15 protein-coding genes are annotated in these 16503 nt (G+C 33.7%); 8 read left to right on the top strand and 7 right to left on the bottom strand.

Translation table 11 applies throughout. The features are described from left to right. Nucleotides 1-123: 123 nt before the first annotated feature. The 6 genes from CLV33_RS16850 to ychF form a co-directional block, all read right to left on the bottom strand. Nucleotides 124-1134 (bottom strand): endonuclease/exonuclease/phosphatase family protein, encoded by a 1011-nt coding sequence (locus CLV33_RS16850; RefSeq protein WP_105474860.1) that lies wholly within the window; start codon nt 1132-1134, stop codon nt 124-126. Further along, nucleotides 1135-3777 carry a DNA gyrase/topoisomerase IV subunit A gene (locus tag CLV33_RS16855; RefSeq protein WP_105474861.1) on the bottom strand — a complete coding sequence of 881 codons (2643 nt, stop codon included), beginning with the start codon at nt 3775-3777 and terminating at the stop codon, nt 1135-1137. Nucleotides 3778-3854: 77 nt separating this feature from the next. Next, the gene (locus tag CLV33_RS16860; protein ID WP_042249094.1) at nt 3855-5711 is read right to left on the bottom strand and encodes a DNA topoisomerase IV subunit B; all 1857 of its coding nucleotides are present in this window, start codon (nt 5709-5711) and stop codon (nt 3855-3857) included. 138 nt (nt 5712-5849) lie between these two features. Then, nucleotides 5850-6548 carry a TonB-dependent receptor gene (locus CLV33_RS16865; protein ID WP_105474862.1) on the bottom strand — a complete coding sequence of 233 codons (699 nt, stop codon included), beginning with the start codon at nt 6546-6548 and terminating at the stop codon, nt 5850-5852. 171 nt (nt 6549-6719) lie between these two features. Next, nucleotides 6720-7232, bottom strand: coding sequence for an SRPBCC family protein (locus CLV33_RS16870; protein WP_105474863.1), 513 nt, complete (start codon nt 7230-7232; stop codon nt 6720-6722). 95 nt (nt 7233-7327) lie between these two features. Beyond that, nucleotides 7328-8422, bottom strand: a complete 1095-nt coding sequence (ychF, locus tag CLV33_RS16875) for a redox-regulated ATPase YchF (RefSeq protein ID WP_045371691.1) — start codon at nt 8420-8422, stop codon at nt 7328-7330. 231 nt (nt 8423-8653) lie between these two features. On the opposite strand from ychF, the gene CLV33_RS16880 reads away from it, so the two are divergent. Further along, nucleotides 8654-10120: a carboxypeptidase-like regulatory domain-containing protein gene (locus tag CLV33_RS16880; RefSeq protein ID WP_105474864.1), complete on the top strand. Its 1467-nt coding sequence runs from the start codon at nt 8654-8656 to the stop codon at nt 10118-10120. Between the two features lie 234 nt (nt 10121-10354). Here the strand turns inward: CLV33_RS16880 and CLV33_RS16885 are convergent, their stop codons facing one another. Further along, nucleotides 10355-10708, bottom strand: coding sequence for a 4Fe-4S dicluster domain-containing protein (locus CLV33_RS16885; RefSeq protein WP_042246087.1), 354 nt, complete (start codon nt 10706-10708; stop codon nt 10355-10357). A 68-nt stretch (nt 10709-10776) separates the two neighbouring features. Here CLV33_RS16885 and CLV33_RS16890 point away from each other — a divergent pair, with 68 nt between their 5' ends. From CLV33_RS16890 to CLV33_RS16920, 7 genes are all read left to right on the top strand, one after another. Continuing rightward, nucleotides 10777-11835, top strand: a complete 1059-nt coding sequence (locus CLV33_RS16890) for an acyl-CoA reductase (protein ID WP_105474865.1) — start codon at nt 10777-10779, stop codon at nt 11833-11835. Nucleotides 11836-12038: 203 nt separating this feature from the next. Continuing rightward, entirely contained in the window at nt 12039-13103 is a 1065-nt protein-coding gene (serC, locus tag CLV33_RS16895) for a 3-phosphoserine/phosphohydroxythreonine transaminase (protein ID WP_042246084.1), read from the top strand. Nucleotides 13104-13258: 155 nt separating this feature from the next. Further along, nucleotides 13259-14209, top strand: a complete 951-nt coding sequence (locus tag CLV33_RS16900) for a D-2-hydroxyacid dehydrogenase (RefSeq protein ID WP_105474866.1) — start codon at nt 13259-13261, stop codon at nt 14207-14209. Between the two features lie 117 nt (nt 14210-14326). Further along, nucleotides 14327-14962 carry a DUF937 domain-containing protein gene (locus CLV33_RS16905; protein ID WP_105474867.1) on the top strand — a complete coding sequence of 212 codons (636 nt, stop codon included), beginning with the start codon at nt 14327-14329 and terminating at the stop codon, nt 14960-14962. Between the two features lie 220 nt (nt 14963-15182). After that, nucleotides 15183-15623, top strand: coding sequence for a DUF6146 family protein (locus CLV33_RS16910; RefSeq protein WP_105474868.1), 441 nt, complete (start codon nt 15183-15185; stop codon nt 15621-15623). Nucleotides 15624-15653: 30 nt separating this feature from the next. Continuing rightward, entirely contained in the window at nt 15654-16148 is a 495-nt protein-coding gene (locus tag CLV33_RS16915; RefSeq protein ID WP_105474869.1) for a DUF6787 family protein, read from the top strand. Further along, complete coding sequence (locus CLV33_RS16920; RefSeq protein WP_105474870.1) at nt 16148-16480, top strand: hypothetical protein; 333 nt, start codon at nt 16148-16150, stop codon at nt 16478-16480. Before CLV33_RS16915 ends, CLV33_RS16920 begins: the two co-directional genes overlap by 1 nt. Nucleotides 16481-16503 lie beyond the last annotated feature (23 nt).

A 16503-nucleotide genomic window follows, 5' to 3' on the forward strand; every position in this document is an offset into this window, starting at 1 on the left:
AGCTCTAAAACTAAAAAAAACAAGACTTGGAAGTAACCAAATCTTGCTTTTTATATTTTGATGCTCGTAATCAAGCTATTTTCTGAATGTGCCTTCTGAAACAATAATGAAAGAGCTTTAAAATTATAGTTTTATTTCCGCTAAAATTGGTTCGTGGTCAGATAAATCAATATTAAAATTTTCGTGATTAATAACTTCTACTGTCTCATCCACCAAAATATGATCGATTTTAAAAGGATAATTAAACAAATAAAAAGTACCACCAAAACCCTTGCCCGCTTCTGTAAAAGTATCTTTTTTACCTTTTTTTAAAATTCTATAAACTGGCGAATATTGTGTACTGTTAAAATCACCAACTATAATACTTTTACCTTTAAAACCCTCTACATGATCTTTAACCAATTGCGCTTGTTCTGCCCTTATTTTATCAGCTTCAAAAACTCGCTCAATCAATGGTTTATAGCTATTTGGGTTGTTTAATTGATACATTGTACTGGTTTTATAAGACTCTAAATGCACGTTATAAAACCTAAGTATTTCTCCATTAATGCTAATATCTACATACATGGTATTATTCTTGGTATCGAAAAACTCCACATAACCTGTGTCTATAATTGGATATTTTGAAAAAACTGATAAAACAGATTTATAGGGCATCATTATGTTTGTTTTAACCCAATAAGGATAATCGTCAATAAAAAGTTTATATTTTGTAGCCGAAAATTCCTGAAAACAAACAATATCTGCATTTTGTTTTTTTACAAAGTCTACAATTTTTCTTTCACCATTATCTACACCACGAGCACTTGTTTTAAACTGATATGTATTGAATGACAGTATTTTAATTGAACTATTACTAGGTTTCGCAGTGGTGTTATACTGATAAAAAGAATCAAAACAATAAAAGAACATTAGTAAAGCAACTAAATTTACTAGAGCTTTTTTACTGCGTTTTATGAGCAGAAATAAAATTTGGATGCAATTTAAAACCACCAAAAAAGGCAATACTAAAGAAGAAATAAATGATGTATGGCTATCGCCCAAAAGCACAGATACAATGGCTGTTATTAACAAAAACGGAAAAATAAACGTTATAAAACACTTTATTATATTAAAGAGCTTTATTGTTTTCATCTAAAATAATGTAGTCTGCCCTTCGTCGTCTTTATCTAAACTAGCATCTGTAATATTCTTTTTTTCAGATGTTTCTAAAGAAATTTCTTTTTCGTCTATAACCTCTAGGTCGTCGGCATGCACTTCCTCTGGAGCTTCGTAAGGCAAAGGCTCTAGTAAATTTATTTGATTTACTTTATCTTTAGTTAGCTGATTTCCTTGAGCATTAATACCTTTAATATCTATAAATTCTTCTAGGTTTATTTTTAGGTTATCTTTTCGATCTTTACCTCTTTCTTTAGCAAAAACAACTTCTGCCATAGGTTTCCAATCTGTAGAAACAATTTCTAATTGGGAATTAGGATGATCTGTGATAAAGGATTCTTCCCGTCCTTCCTGTTCAATTAAAAATCGCTTTACATAGTATAATGCTTTCTCTCCGTTATAATAAATAGCAGAAATAGGTTTTTTGGGCATCCATTTTTCAAGTACAATCATATCATCATCAAAATGCATAGTAACTTCGGGGGTTACAGTTTTTACTATTCCAGATTGATTAATAATTAGCAGCTTATCTTCTCCTCTAAACTCACCTATCAATTCTCCTCTACCATCAACATTAAGACGTTGTACGGTATCATCAAACCAAATTTTTCGCGGCTTTAACGTAGAAACACCTTTTTCTTTAAGTTCAACTCGTTTTACTGGGTATTTGGTTACCAAATTTCCTTTAGAAGCTCTTCCTTTAATTAAAATATCTGCAAAATCGATATCCCACTTAAGCTTTTTAATGCTTCCTGCTTGTCTTAAATTAATGGTAACAACCTCTGCTTCTCCATTAGGATTAGCGGAAAAATAAAGGATAAAAGAGCCTTTGTTTCCGTTGGTTAAATCGTATTCCCTATCTCTTGTAATACTTGTAACAGCAAAACGTTTTATATATGATGGTCCTTTTTTACCGTCACGATAAATCATATTATAAATGGTGCGCTTGTCTTTCTTTTTAAATACAGCCACGTGAATGATATCTTTACCTATAAAGGTTTTAGTATCAACCTTTGTCACCATCATTTTACCTTCTTTAGTAAAGACTATTATATCGTCTATATCGCTACAATCGCATACATATTCGTCTCTACGTAAGGAAGTTCCAATAAAACCTTCTTCTCTGTTTACGTATAGTTTTGTGTTTCTAATAACTACTTTTGTAGCATCTACATCATCAAAGGTTCTAATTTCTGTTTTACGCTCGCGCCCTTCCCCATATTCTTTTTTCAACCTTGTAAAATAGGCAATAGCGTAATCTATTAGATGCGCTAAATGATGTTTTACCTCGGCAATTTGAGCTTCTAAAGCATCTATTTTTTGTTGCGCTTTATCTATATCAAATTTCGAGATACGTTTAATTCTAATTTCTGTTAAACGTACAATATCGTCTTCGGTTATAGCGCGTTTTAAATGTTTAATATGAGGCTGCAAACCTTTATCGATAGCTGCTATAACACCTTCCCAAGTTTCTTCTTCTTCTATATCTCGATAAATTCTATTTTCAATAAAGATACGTTCCAAAGATGCAAAATGCCACTGCTCTTCGAGTTCACCTAGCTTTATTTCTAGTTCTTGCTTTAGAAGTTGCACAGTATTATCAGTAGAACGACGTAACATCTCAGACACACCAATAAACAAAGGCTTGTTATCTTCAATAACACAACCTAAAGGTGATATTGAGGATTCACAGCTGGTAAAGGCATAAAGCGCATCAATTGTTTTATCGGGTGACAGACCAGAGGGCAAGTGTACCAAAATTTCAACCTCGGCAGCAGTATTATCTTCAATCTTTTTTACCTTTATTTTGCCTTTATCGTTTGCTTTTAGTATGGAATCTATTAAAGACGATGTAGTGGTACCAAAAGGCAATTCAGTAATTACAAGTGTATTTTTGTCTAGCTGGGAAATTTTGGCACGTACGCGAACTTTTCCACCTCTATTACCATCGTTATAATTTGAAAAATCTGCAATTCCTGCGGTAGGAAAATCAGGTAATATTGTAAAACGTTTCCCTTGAAGATGTTTTATTGAAGCATCTATTAGCTCAATAAAATTGTGTGGCAATATTTTGGTAGACAGTCCTACAGCAATACCTTCACCGCCTTGAGCTAGAAGCAACGGAAACATTACGGGCAAATTTACGGGCTCTTTTCTACGGCCATCATAACTTGCCTGCCACTCAGTTATTTTGGGATTATAAACAACATCTAACGCAAATTTAGACAAACGTGCTTCTATATAACGTGATGCTGCAGCACTATCGCCCGTTAAAATATTTCCCCAATTCCCTTGGGTGTCTATCAACAAGTCTTTTTGTCCTATTTGTACCATGGCATCCGCAATACTTGCATCTCCATGTGGATGGTACTGCATGGTATGCCCCACAATGTTAGCTACCTTGTTATAGCGACCATCATCAAGATCTTTCATGGAGTGCATTATACGACGTTGCACAGGCTTAAAGCCATCTTCAATGGCAGGTACGGCACGCTCTAAGATAACGTAAGAGGCGTAATCTAAAAACCAATCTTTGTACATTCCCGTAACTCGGGTTATGGTTTCTTGGGGCTCGTCGTTATGTTCGTTTGTTAAATCGTCGTTTTCTTCTTCTATCATACTATTTATTTCTGCAAAAACAGAAATCTTTATTGTTTTAAATTGAATTCCACATTGCCTGTGAAATGACAGTTTATTTACTTTTCTTCAATTAAATCTAGCTCTACTTTCAAGTTATCAATAATAAACTCTTGTCGGGTTGGAGTGTTTTTTCCCATGTAAAAAGAAAGCAGTTCCTCTATAGACATATTATCATCAAGCATTACGGGGTCTAACCTAATATCATCCCCAATAAAATGCTTAAATTCATCTGGAGAAATCTCACCAAGCCCCTTAAATCTTGTTATTTCTGGCTTTGGTTTTAATTTTTCTATAGCATTTATACGTTCTTCTTCAGAATAACAATAAATGGTTTCTTTTTTATTTCTTACCCTAAACAATGGCGTTTGTAAGATATATAAATGTCCTTCTTTTATTATTTCTGGAAAAAATTGCAGGAAAAATGTAATGAGCAATAACCTAATATGCATACCATCTACATCCGCATCGGTAGCTATTACAACATTATTATATCGTAAATCCTCTAGAGATTCTTCTATGTTTAAAGCGGCCTGTAATAAATTAAACTCTTCGTTTTCGTAAACTATTTTTTTACTTAAGCCATAAGAATTTAAGGGTTTTCCTTTAAGGCTGAATACGGCTTGCGTATTAACATCTCTAGATTTTGTGATACTTCCTGATGCCGAATCACCCTCTGTTATAAAAAGTGTGGTTTCTAAATTCCGTTCGTTTTTAGTATCTCCAAAATGCACACGGCAATCGCGTAATTTTTTATTGTGTAGACTAGCTTTTTTTGCTCTATCCCTAGCCAATTTTCTTATACCAGATAATTCTTTACGCTCTCGTTCTGCTTGGAGTATTTTACGTTGAATTTTTTCGGCTGTATCAGCATTTTTATGGAGATAGTTATCTAGGTTTGTCTTAACAAAATCGTTAATGTAAGTTCTTACTGTTGGATAATCGCCCCCCATATCGGTAGAGCCTAGTTTTGTTTTTGTTTGGCTTTCAAAAACTGGCTCCATAACTTTTATAGCTATAGCACTTACAACAGATTTACGAACATCGGAAGCATCAAAGTTTTTACCATAAAACTCGCGAATGGTTTTTACTAAAGCCTCTCGAAAAGCGTTTAAATGTGTACCGCCCTGCGTAGTATTTTGGCCGTTTACAAAACTGTTATATTCTTCGCTATATTGGGTTTTACTGTGTGTTAATGCTATTTCTATATCATCACCTCGCAAATGAATTATTGGATATAATAAATCTGACTCGCTAATTTTTTCGGCCAATAAATCCTTTAATCCGTTTTCGCTAAAATACTTTTCACCGTTAAAAACTATGGTTAACCCCGGATTGAGGTACACATAGTTTTTTAGCATTTTTACAACATACTCGCTCCTGTACTTATAATTTTTAAAAATGGTTTCATCTGGCACAAACGATACTTTGGTTCCCTTTCTTCGGGTAGTATCATCTAGCAGTTCTTGATTGGTAAGGTTTCCTTGTTCAAATTCAGCTGAAGCTGATTTACCATCTCTGTTGGATTCTACTCTAAAATAATTTGAAAGTGCATTAACCGCTTTTGTACCTACACCGTTTAATCCAACCGATTTTTTAAACGCTTTAGAATCGTACTTTCCGCCAGTATTCATTTTAGAAACTACATCAACCACCTTTCCCAGGGGAATACCACGACCATAATCGCGCACAATAACCTTATTGCCTTGAATGGAAATTTCTATAGTTTTTCCAGCCCCCATAACAAACTCATCTATTGAGTTGTCCAGTACCTCTTTAAGCAGGATATAAATACCATCATCTGGCGAAGATCCGTCACCGAGTTTTCCAATATACATCCCTGGACGCATGCGTATATGCTCTTTCCAATCTAATGAACGTATATTGTCTTCGGTATACTTGGTTTGTTCTGCCATAAAATAGATGTGAGTTAATGTGATAGCACGCTAATATAGCACAACATATGAAAATATAAAACAGCTGCGATACAAAGTAATTAACAATAAAAAACAAAGTTGTTGAGAACCTTATTTTATAACAAAAACATATAAGATTTAGAGTTTATACACCACCCCTAAGAGCACCCTTGGCATAAACGCAGGTTGCTTTATAGCCTTGTTTGCATCTTTGTAGGTGAATTGAACGTTGTCGTTTTCATTATCGTTTCTGGGGTTTACATTATCATCATCGGGACTGTAGGACGTATCGTGCCCTTTAAGTGTACTATTGAAAAAATAATCTAAGCCTACAGCGGCTAACAAATTGAGCTTATTATTTATTTTAAATTGACTTTCGGCACCAAGACCTAATCCAAATTGTTTTGAAGTAACATCAAAATCCTCGTTACCGCCAACATATTTAAAATTAGCTCTAAAACTTGAATATCGGGGGCCAAAAACAATTTTTGAGGATGCAGCTCGCATGAAGTTTGAGTTTAAGAGAAAATCCAACCTATAATCAAAAGCACGTGCTTTTTCCTCAGGCACACCATTAGTAGCATTATTAATAAAGATGCGTCTAGCATCGGCAGAATTCCCTGGGTTTAATTTTGTTAAGCCAATGCCAAAGCGAATTTGCACCGGAACACTTTCTAGCGGACGTAAAGCAGTAAAACTTACCTGTCCTCCAAAGCCTCGGTTATAGCCTGTAGAAAACCCTAAAGCAAATTTAGGTTCGCCTGCATCTACTTGAGCATTCAATAAAATTGAAAAAACAGATAAAAGACCTGTGAAGAATAATTGTTTAGCATTCATAAATTTGGGGTTTAGTTACCCCTATTTACGAACGAAGCCAAGTTTTAGACTATAAATTATAACGGAGATACTTTACAAATCGATAAAGTGTAAATTATTGTTTAAGCCTACATAGCATGCTAATGAATAAAACATAACTTTTAAAGCAAATTAACGTTTACAAATTTTACCTCACAATTGTATAATCTCACCTGGTTTAATGCTTACTTCTTGTGTCTTTTTTTTTCGCTCTGCTATGTCTTCGGCTTTAATTTTTAAAGCTTTATTTCTGGCAATAAGAAGTTTGCGCATGTATTCCTCCAAAAACATTTTATTAAAAAGCTTACCAATAACACCATAAGGAGGTTCAAAATAAAACCTATCGGTCATTAGCGTTTTATTTGCATTGCCCTTAAATATATGTTCGTGGCGGTAATATTTAAAGTCGCCTTTTACCATTTCGTCTACAAACAAAACTGGGTTTACAAACTCGGTAACTTTTAAAGTAAGGTGTTGTGTTAAAATAAGATGATTGGTTTCCCAAGTAACATAATCGCCCTTTTCTACCAAGCCAGATATTTTTCCTGTAATAGGAATTTCGTTAGGTTTTTCTAAAGAGTTTTGATAAAAATCAACATCTCTTGCCAGATCGAAACATGTTTGTAAATCCGCATTAATTTCGGTGTGTACCTCAACTAAAGTCATATGTTAAATATATATTATTTGCGGTTTACAGTTAGGGTTTTATTTAAAGATTAGACACTTAAATTTAAAATAGTCACAAAAATACTTATATAGTTTTACACGTTGAATAAGAAATGCATTACATCACCATCTTTAACGATGTAATTTTTTCCCTCTACACGCATTTTACCAGCTTCTTTTACTTTGGCTTCGCTTCCGTAAGAGACATAATCGTTATAAGCAATAACTTCGGCACGGATAAAACCTTTCTCAAAATCGGTATGAATAACACCGGCTGCTTGTGGTGCGGTAGCGCCAACATCAACAGTCCATGCGCGCACCTCCTTAACACCTGCTGTAAAATAGGTTTGTTGATTTAGTAATTTGTAGGCGCCACGTATTAGTTTAGCCGAACCAGGCTCGTCTAGACCTATATCTTGTAAAAACATTTGGCGCTCTTCATAATCGTCAAGCTCGTTAATATCTGCTTCAGTACCTACAGCCAATACCAAAACTTCAGCATTTTCATCTTTTACGGCCTCTTTTACCTTATCAACGTATGCATTTCCAGAAACTGCTGCTCCTTCGTCTACGTTACAAACATACATTACCGGCTTATCTGTAATAAATTGTAGTGGTTTAACGTATTCAAGATAATCATCTTCATTAAATTCTATAGCTCTTATGGAAGTTCCCGCCTCTAGGGCGCCTTTTATTTTTAAAAGAATAGTTTCTTCTTTTTGTGCGTCTTTATTACCGGTTTTTGCAGCACGTTTTACTTTGTCGAGTTTCTTTTCAGCTGTTTCTAAATCCTTTAATTGCAGCTCCATATCTATAGTTTCCTTATCTCTTATAGGATCTACACTACCATCTACATGAACAATATTGTCGTTATCAAAACACCTTAATACATGAAGAATGGCATCTGTTTCACGAATGTTTGCTAAAAATTGATTTCCTAAACCTTCGCCTTTACTTGCGCCTTTCACCAATCCTGCAATATCAACTATTTCAACTGTTGCCGGCATAACGCGCTCTGGATTAACTAAAGATTCTAATTTCTCTAAACGAGGGTCTGGTACATTTACAACGCCAATATTAGGCTCTATAGTACAAAACGGAAAATTTGCGCTTTGCGCTTTAGCGTTAGATAAACAATTGAACAACGTTGATTTTCCAACATTAGGCAACCCTACAATACCTGCTTTCATAATGAGAATAATTTTGCGAGTGCAAATGTAGTTAATAAAAAAGAATTCTGTGCGATTAATTACTCCTGCAAAAACCCAAAATAAACCACATAAAATTTTAAGATTGTTTTAGCAAAAAACAACAATAACATATAATTTAAAGTTAAATAGATTTTTAAACAACAATTTACGCGGTAACATTATTTAACTTCCCTCGTTTAAACAGAGCAAATCATCAATCATCAAAAACAAATGAAACTAAAAATTACATTCCTACCGCTTTTAGTAACTTTTTCGGTTTTTTCACAAAACATCACCGCAAAACTTATAGACCAAAATACCAAAGAACCCATACCCTATGCCAACATAAAAACAGGGCCTTATAATGGTGTTATTTCTAACGATGAAGGTTTTTTTACCATTACTTTTGAAGACGACACAAAACCCATTACCATTTCCTGCATGGGCTATAATAACCTTACAATAAACGTAAACGACATTAAAAAGTTAAACTTTATTATAGAACTTCAGCAGGCCATTAACCAACTAGATGAAGTTTTTATAAGTACAAGAACACCAAATGCCGATTCTATAATAGCTAGGGTTAAAGCTAAACTTTCTAATAATTATAATTTTAATTTGCAGCAATACAATATGTTTAAACGCAGTACAAACCATGTAAACTTTAAAAGTTTAGAGTTTGAAATCGATAAAGCATCACATGTTAAAAAGAAACAACTAGAAGGCGTTAATAAAAGTTTAACCCAACTAGCAAATCAAGTTAAGCACAGTAATATGGTACAATTTACCGATTTTAAAGGAACGGTATACACATTACATAAAGACAGTATTAAACTTAAGGTTGAAAAAGCCACAGAATTATTAGACGCTAAAAACGATTTTTCTATTGATAATATTCAAGAAAAAATGCAACATATTATTTTGCGTTATCTAGATACTACAAAAACGTATAAAATAAAAACAGGACTATTTAAAATTGAAGATTCCCTTTCCTTAAAAGATGAAGATTTTAGGGAAAATAATACCAATGAGTTTACTGTTTCGTACTTAAACAACAGCACAAAATCTTTATTAAAGTTATCTCAATTTTATAAAAATTCGTTTTTAGATAATATATTGAACTCCAATTTGTACAATTACAGTATTGACGATATTGGCTATAACAACGAAGAACTAACATATGTAATTACATTTACGCCCAGAAAGGGAAAAGCGAAATACACAGGAAAGCTTTATGTAACTGATGATAATTACGCCATTACAAGAGCAGATTACAACTACTACAAAAACAGGCACGGACAAAAGGTAAACCTGCGTTTAATTTTGGGCGTAAAATATATTGAAAACATAAGCGAGGGCACTATTATTTTTGAAAAAGACAGCAGCAACCTGTATCACCCAAAATACGTAAAACAAAGTTCTGGAAGCTATTTTTATGTAAGCAGACCTCTAAAATTTATAGAAAACAGCAACGAAGGGTACAAAGTAAATTTCGATTTTAAAATTGAAGGTGATAACGCCACCAAAGAAGAGCTTTTAATTACAGGACACAACACACTTACCGTTTTAGATTTTAAAGCGGAACAACAAGTTAAAAAAACACCAGTAATAAAATTAAATGCATACGAAAAAACCATTTGGGACGATGAAGGTATTTTAGAGCCTAGTTTAGAGATGAAGTCGTTTAAAAGTGAATAATTATTTATTCATAATATTCTATTTTTCAAACTTATTGCAGGCATATGAACCATTATATTTTTTTATTTTTTTCATTACATATAATCCTCTAATAATTTTAATCATAAAATCAATTCGAATTAACAGAATTCTGTCAAAAACATATAACGTTAATCTTAATATTTTACAAACAAAAACCCCAAGCTTTCGGCTCGGGGTTTCAATATTAAATCTTTAATAGAAAACAATAAATGCCTACCCATCAGGATGCATAAATTTTTGTTTTGCTAATAATTCTTCTTCTGTTTCTACAACGTCTTCATCTGGCACGCAACAATCTACAGGACAAACCGCAGCACATTGTGGCTCATCATGAAAGCCCATACATTCTGTACATTTATCTGGGGCTATGTAATATAGCTCATCGCTTATTGGTTCTTGGGCTTCGTCTGCATCTACTTCTTTTCCGTTGGGCAGCACCACTTTGCCTGTAAGACTGGTACCATCCTTATAGCGCCAATCGTCGGCACCTTCATATATTGCGGTATTTGGGCACTCGGGTTCACAAGCACCACAGTTTATACATTCATCTGTTATAATAATTGCCATAGCGTATTTCTTTTTCTAACTTTGCGATTGCAAAAATAAAGCCAAAACCATTCATAACCAAATTAAGGATGCAATTACAAGAAAGAATTAACGCTTTTATAAAATTAGGAGATTTTATAAGGCAATTTTCTAATGAAGTTATCCAAAAAAACGATAAAGTTGAACACAACGCTATTTTCTTCGATGGTTTTAAACACCAACTAAAACTAGCCCAAGAGCACAATGGATGGTTTACAAAAGAGAATATAACTTTTGCCCTAAACTCGTGGGCTGCGGCACTTACAGAAAATAATATTACACAATGGTTAAAACCATATACTATTAATAATATTCAACCAAAAACAGTTGCCGTAATAATGGCTGGAAACATACCGCTTGTAGGGTTTCACGATTTTTTATCTGTGCTAATTACAGGGCATAATGTTTTGGTTAAGCAGTCCTCAAACGATAAACAATTATTGCCATTTTTATCAAAATATCTAGAATATGTTGCACCTGGGTTTAAAGGCAAAATAATATTTACAGAAGAAAAAGTAGAGGGTTTCGATGCTGTTATCGCCACAGGCAGCAACAATACTGCGCGCTATTTTGAGTATTATTTTAGGGGCAAACCGTCAATTATTAGAAATAATAGAAACTCCATAGCTATTTTAACTGGAAATGAAACTGTTGAGGATTTAAAAAACCTATCGGAAGATATTTTTAGATATTACGGTCTTGGGTGCAGAAACGTATCTAAATTATTTGTTCCAGAAGATTATGATTTTAATAGTTTTTTTGAAGCCATGTACCATTGGCACCCAATTATAGAAAAGGCTAAATACGCTAATAATTACGACTACAACAAAGCTGTGTATTTAATGAATGAGTTTGATATTTTAGAAAACGGCTTTTTTATGATTAAGGAAGACAAAAGTTACGCCTCGCCTATTGCCACTGTATTCTACGAAAAATACAATAACCTACAAACGCTTAAGGAAAAATTACATGCTGATAAAAATCAAATTCAGTGCATTGTTTCAAAAGGATGCTTTGAAAATGAAATTGATTTTGGTGAAACCCAAAAGCCCCAACTTTGGGATTATGCGGATAGTGTAGATTCTGTTAAATTTTTATTATCAATTTGACGAAAAAATTATTGAATTCTTACTAAAAAAAACTATATAAATTAGCAACTTTGCATCTTTAAATATTTCATCATTTTACAATCCCCAATTGGTAGTAATTTTGATGAAAACAACTAATAATAATTTTAAATTACCCAAATAAAAATCACTTTCTAAAACTGCCCTTAAGGCAGCCGAATTAGAAAAGATTAGGGATAGGAAAAATGAAAAAACACAACTTTAGTGCAGGACCAAGTATTTTACCACCAGAAGTGCTATTAAAAGCTTCGCAAGGTGTGGTTGATTTAGATAATAGCGGTTTATCGGTTTTAGAAATATCACACAGGAGTAAAGCTTTTGTCGATATTATGGAAAATGCTAGAGCTTTGGCTCTAGAGCTACTAGGTCTTGAAGGCAAAGGCTATAAAGCCTTGTTTTTACAAGGTGGCGCCAGTACACAATTTTTAATGGTGGCACTTAATTTACTTGAAAAAAGAGCTGGATATTTAAACTCTGGGTCTTGGGCGGCTAAAGCCATAAAGGAAGCTAAAATTTATGATGATGTTTACGAAGTAGGATCGTCTAAAGATGCCAACTACAATTATATTCCAAAAGGTTACGAAATCCCTGAGGATTACGATTATTTTCATTGCACATCAAACAACACCATTTATGGTACACAAATGAAATCGTTCCCAAACTCTCCAATACCTATGGTTTGTGATATGAGTAGTGACATTTTTTCTCGCACTTTAGATTTTTCTAAATTTGGAATTATCTATGCAGGGGCACAAAAAAATATGGGTCCAGCTGGTACTACATTAGTTGTTGTAAAAGAAGATATTTTAGGTAAAGTATCGCGTAAAATACCATCAATGATGGATTACAAAGTACATATAGATAAAGGCAGTATGTTTAACACACCTCCAGTATTTGCCATTTACACCACAATGCTAAATTTACAATGGCTTAAGGAAAAAGGTGGAATAGCAGCCATTGAAAAAGAAAATGAAAAGAAAGCTCGTTTAATGTATTCTGAAATTGATTTGAATCCATTATTTAAAGGTTTTGCTGCCAAAGAAGACCGCTCTCTTATGAATGCCACCTTTACTTTAGAAAACGAAAACTTAAAAGAAACCTTTGAGACCATGCTTAAAGACGCAGGTATTAGCGCTGTTAATGGGCATAGAAGCGTTGGCGGTTACAGAGCATCAATGTATAATGCATTACCAATTGATAGTGTAAAAGCGCTTGTTGAAGTAATGAGTGAATTGGAAAGTAAAGCATAGTTAAGTAAACAGTCGCAGTTAACAGTAGTTACTCTTACTTAACATAAAAATTATTAAGATTCCTTCATTCACCTGAATGAGAAAATAAATAGAAAACTTAAAGTGTAAAAAGTGAAACAACTTTAAACTTTAAACTTATAACTTTAAACTTAATCATGAAAGTATTAGCAAACGATGGTATCTCGCAAAGTGGTATCGACGCCTTAGAAAAAGCTGGTTACGAGGTAAGTACAACCACAGTAGCCCAAGAACAATTAATTGATTACATTAACGAAAAAGATATTGCTGTACTCTTAGTACGAAGCGCAACAACAGTTCGTAAAGATTTAATTGATGCTTGCCCAGGATTAAAAATTATTGGTCGTGGTGGCGTTGGTATGGATAATATTGATGTAGAGTACGCCAGAGAAAAAGGCCTACATGTAATTAATACACCTGCCGCCTCATCACATTCTGTAGCAGAATTAGTATTTGGGCACCTTTACGGTTTAGCACGTTTTTTACATAACTCTAACAGGGAAATGCCATTAGAAGGCGATAGCAATTTTAAAGGCCTTAAAAAGGCATACGCCAAAGGCACAGAATTAAAAGGTAAAACTTTAGGTGTTTTAGGTTTTGGTCGTATTGGTCAAGCTACTGCTAAAGTCGCTCTTGGTGCAGGAATGAAAGTCGTTGCTTTCGATCCGTTTTTAGAAAAAGCAAACTTAGAATTAGAGTTTTTCGACGGGCAAAAAGTAAACTTTGATATAGAAACCATCTCTAAAGAAGACGTTTTGAAACAAGCCGATTTTATTACACTTCATGTACCAGCCCAAAAAGATTATGTGATTGATGAAGCTGAATTTAACATGATGAAAGATGGTGTAATTCTTGTTAATGCCGCTCGTGGTGGAGTTGTAAACGAAGTAGCTTTGGTAAAAGCTATAGAGAGCGGAAAAGTTGCAAGAGCTGCACTTGATGTTTTTGAAAAAGAGCCAAAACCAGAAATACAATTATTAATGAATGCTGCATTATCATTAACTCCACATACAGGAGCTGCAACTAACGAAGCGCAAGACAGAATTGGTACTGAATTAGCATCACAAATTGTTGATATCCTAGGCTAAGGACATCACAATGTGACCTAAATAGAATTATTGAGTCCTAACTATTGATGTTGGGACTTTTTTTGTAAATTACTTCCCCACACATCAACTATATTAATTAAAAAACATTAAGAAAACATGGCAGGAATTTTAGATTTATTAAACAGCGACCTTGGAAAAACTATTATTAGTGGCGTTTCAGGATCTACAGGAACCGATGAAAACAAAACAAGCAGCGTGCTTACTATGGCTTTACCAGTATTAATGAAAGCCATGGAGCGAAATGCAGCGTCTCCACAAGGCGCCGAAGGACTTATGAATGCCTTAAGCAACAAACACGATGGCAGCATTTTAGACAACCTTGGTGGTTTGTTTGGAGGCGGCGTTAACGACGAAGTTAAAACCGATGGCGATAAAATTCTAGGTCATGTATTGGGACAAAAGAGACAAGGTGTAGAACAAATTATTGGTCAAAAAGCAGGTATTGATGCTGGTTCTGTCGATAATATTCTAAAAGTTGCTGCACCTATTTTAATGGGAGTTTTAGGAAAACAAGCACAACAAAACAATATAAGTTCACAAAATGACTTAGGTAGCTTACTTGGTGGCCTATTGGGTGGAAGTACTGCCCAGAAAGAACAAAGTTTTTTAGAATCTATTTTAGATGCCGATGGCGATGGTAGCGTTGTAGATGACGTTGCTGGAATGGTTTTAGGTAGTGCTAAAAACAAAGGTGGCCTTGGCGGCTTGCTTGGTGGTTTATTTGGAAAATAAAATAGCTTCTCTTCAATATGTGAAATGTCAAATCTTACAGGTTTGGCATTTTTTTGTTAAAAACCCTTAAAAACTAATACTTAAGCAATGGTTTTTGTAAATTTAATGTAGAGAATGATAATTTTGGTTAATGCCTAATTAAAAGTGTACATTCACTCAATCATACTTTTAATACTAGTAATCTTAAAATACTTTTGATGTATCATTAAAACATTAAATCATGAAATATATTATTTATGCCTTATTGGTAAGTGTATTCCTTTTTAATTGCAATACATCAAAAACACCTGCAACATCAAAAAAAGACGAAAAGCAAGTTGCTACAACAAAAAATGACACAGTTGTTATTGCTAACGAAGAACTAGAATATGAAATTATTATTATAGATCCCGGATTTTCAGCTTGGATAGTATCTGTAGCCCAACCAAGAGGATTTTACTCCCAACAATATATGGAAACAAGAAACCAAATTTATGTTTTAGAGTGGAACCAACGTGTTTTGCAACCTCAGCGCTACAATCCTAACCTTTATGAACTTCAAATAGATTATCAGCCAAACATAGATTACGGCTACGAAGTGAACTATATGCTGTACAACTATTTTATTTATTTTCAAATAAAATACAACCAAAGGCTAGGACCATTTGTTCCTCGAATTTAATTTTAATAGTTTTGCAAGCAAATTGCAATTGTGAAGAAGCTAAAAGAACGTTGGGAAATCGTTAAAAACTGGCAACTTATATTTCCTTTGTTGGGAATTGTAGGTCTGGGTTACTCTGCATTTCGCTTATCTTCGTTATTCTTAAAAGAACAACACATTGCTTTAAATATAGCTTTAACTGCTGGTATATTTTTTTTACTGCTTAAGTTTGTATTGTTTATTTTTAAAAAATTGGAAAGCAAGTGGGATATTAAGTACAGGTGGGAACTTATCAGTATATTTCTTGTTTTTGCAATTACAGGCTCATCATCTGTTTTTATAGGCAAACCAATTATAAAATTTATAGGCATAACAAAAGATAACCTACCAGCTTTTGTTTATTGGATTTTGTACATCCTTATAGGTTTTATCTTTTATCAAATTCTATTAGTGGCCATAGGTTGGCTTTTTGGACAATATCATTTCTTTTGGAATTTTGAAAAGAAAATGTTGAAAAGACTAGGCTTTAAAAAATTTGTTGAATAGTGCAAGAGGTTAAAAAACATATCGCCTTTAGAATATTTGCTATTGTACTAGTTACAGCGCTTTTTGCTCCTTCTGCAGCTAAATTTATACACGCCTTTACCCACCACAAGCACAAGGTTTGTGCCACTCCAGGAAAAACACATATTCATCAAGTAGATTTAGATTGTGAATTTTATAAATTTCAACTAAATAAACATTTTTTACTACCTGAGGAACACCATAACTGGCTTGATATTACCCAATATTTTAGAATATATCCATTAACATACAAATTTCTTCATAATCATCGCACTTTATCTTTCTCTCTTCGCGGTCCCCCAGTTTTAGTTTAAAATCCCCATTTTTAAACTAAAAA

Source organism: Jejuia pallidilutea, from assembly GCF_002973595.1.
Taxonomy (GTDB): Bacteria; Bacteroidota; Bacteroidia; order Flavobacteriales; family Flavobacteriaceae; genus Jejuia; species Jejuia pallidilutea.

Coding starts and splice junctions, on each gene's coding strand:
- CLV33_RS16880 (WP_105474864.1), top strand. CDS start 8,654: ATGAAACTAAAAATTACATTCCTACCGCTTTTAGTAACTTTTTCGGTT.
- CLV33_RS16870 (WP_105474863.1), bottom strand. CDS start 7,232: ATGACTTTAGTTGAGGTACACACCGAAATTAATGCGGATTTACAAACA.
- ychF (WP_045371691.1), bottom strand. CDS start 8,422: ATGAAAGCAGGTATTGTAGGGTTGCCTAATGTTGGAAAATCAACGTTG.
- CLV33_RS16905 (WP_105474867.1), top strand. CDS start 14,327: ATGGCAGGAATTTTAGATTTATTAAACAGCGACCTTGGAAAAACTATT.
- CLV33_RS16885 (WP_042246087.1), bottom strand. CDS start 10,708: ATGGCAATTATTATAACAGATGAATGTATAAACTGTGGTGCTTGTGAA.
- serC (WP_042246084.1), top strand. CDS start 12,039: ATGAAAAAACACAACTTTAGTGCAGGACCAAGTATTTTACCACCAGAA.
- CLV33_RS16860 (WP_042249094.1), bottom strand. CDS start 5,711: ATGGCAGAACAAACCAAGTATACCGAAGACAATATACGTTCATTAGAT.
- CLV33_RS16910 (WP_105474868.1), top strand. CDS start 15,183: ATGAAATATATTATTTATGCCTTATTGGTAAGTGTATTCCTTTTTAAT.
- CLV33_RS16855 (WP_105474861.1), bottom strand. CDS start 3,777: ATGATAGAAGAAGAAAACGACGATTTAACAAACGAACATAACGACGAG.
- CLV33_RS16890 (WP_105474865.1), top strand. CDS start 10,777: ATGCAATTACAAGAAAGAATTAACGCTTTTATAAAATTAGGAGATTTT.
- CLV33_RS16850 (WP_105474860.1), bottom strand. CDS start 1,134: ATGAAAACAATAAAGCTCTTTAATATAATAAAGTGTTTTATAACGTTT.
- CLV33_RS16865 (WP_105474862.1), bottom strand. CDS start 6,548: ATGAATGCTAAACAATTATTCTTCACAGGTCTTTTATCTGTTTTTTCA.
- CLV33_RS16900 (WP_105474866.1), top strand. CDS start 13,259: ATGAAAGTATTAGCAAACGATGGTATCTCGCAAAGTGGTATCGACGCC.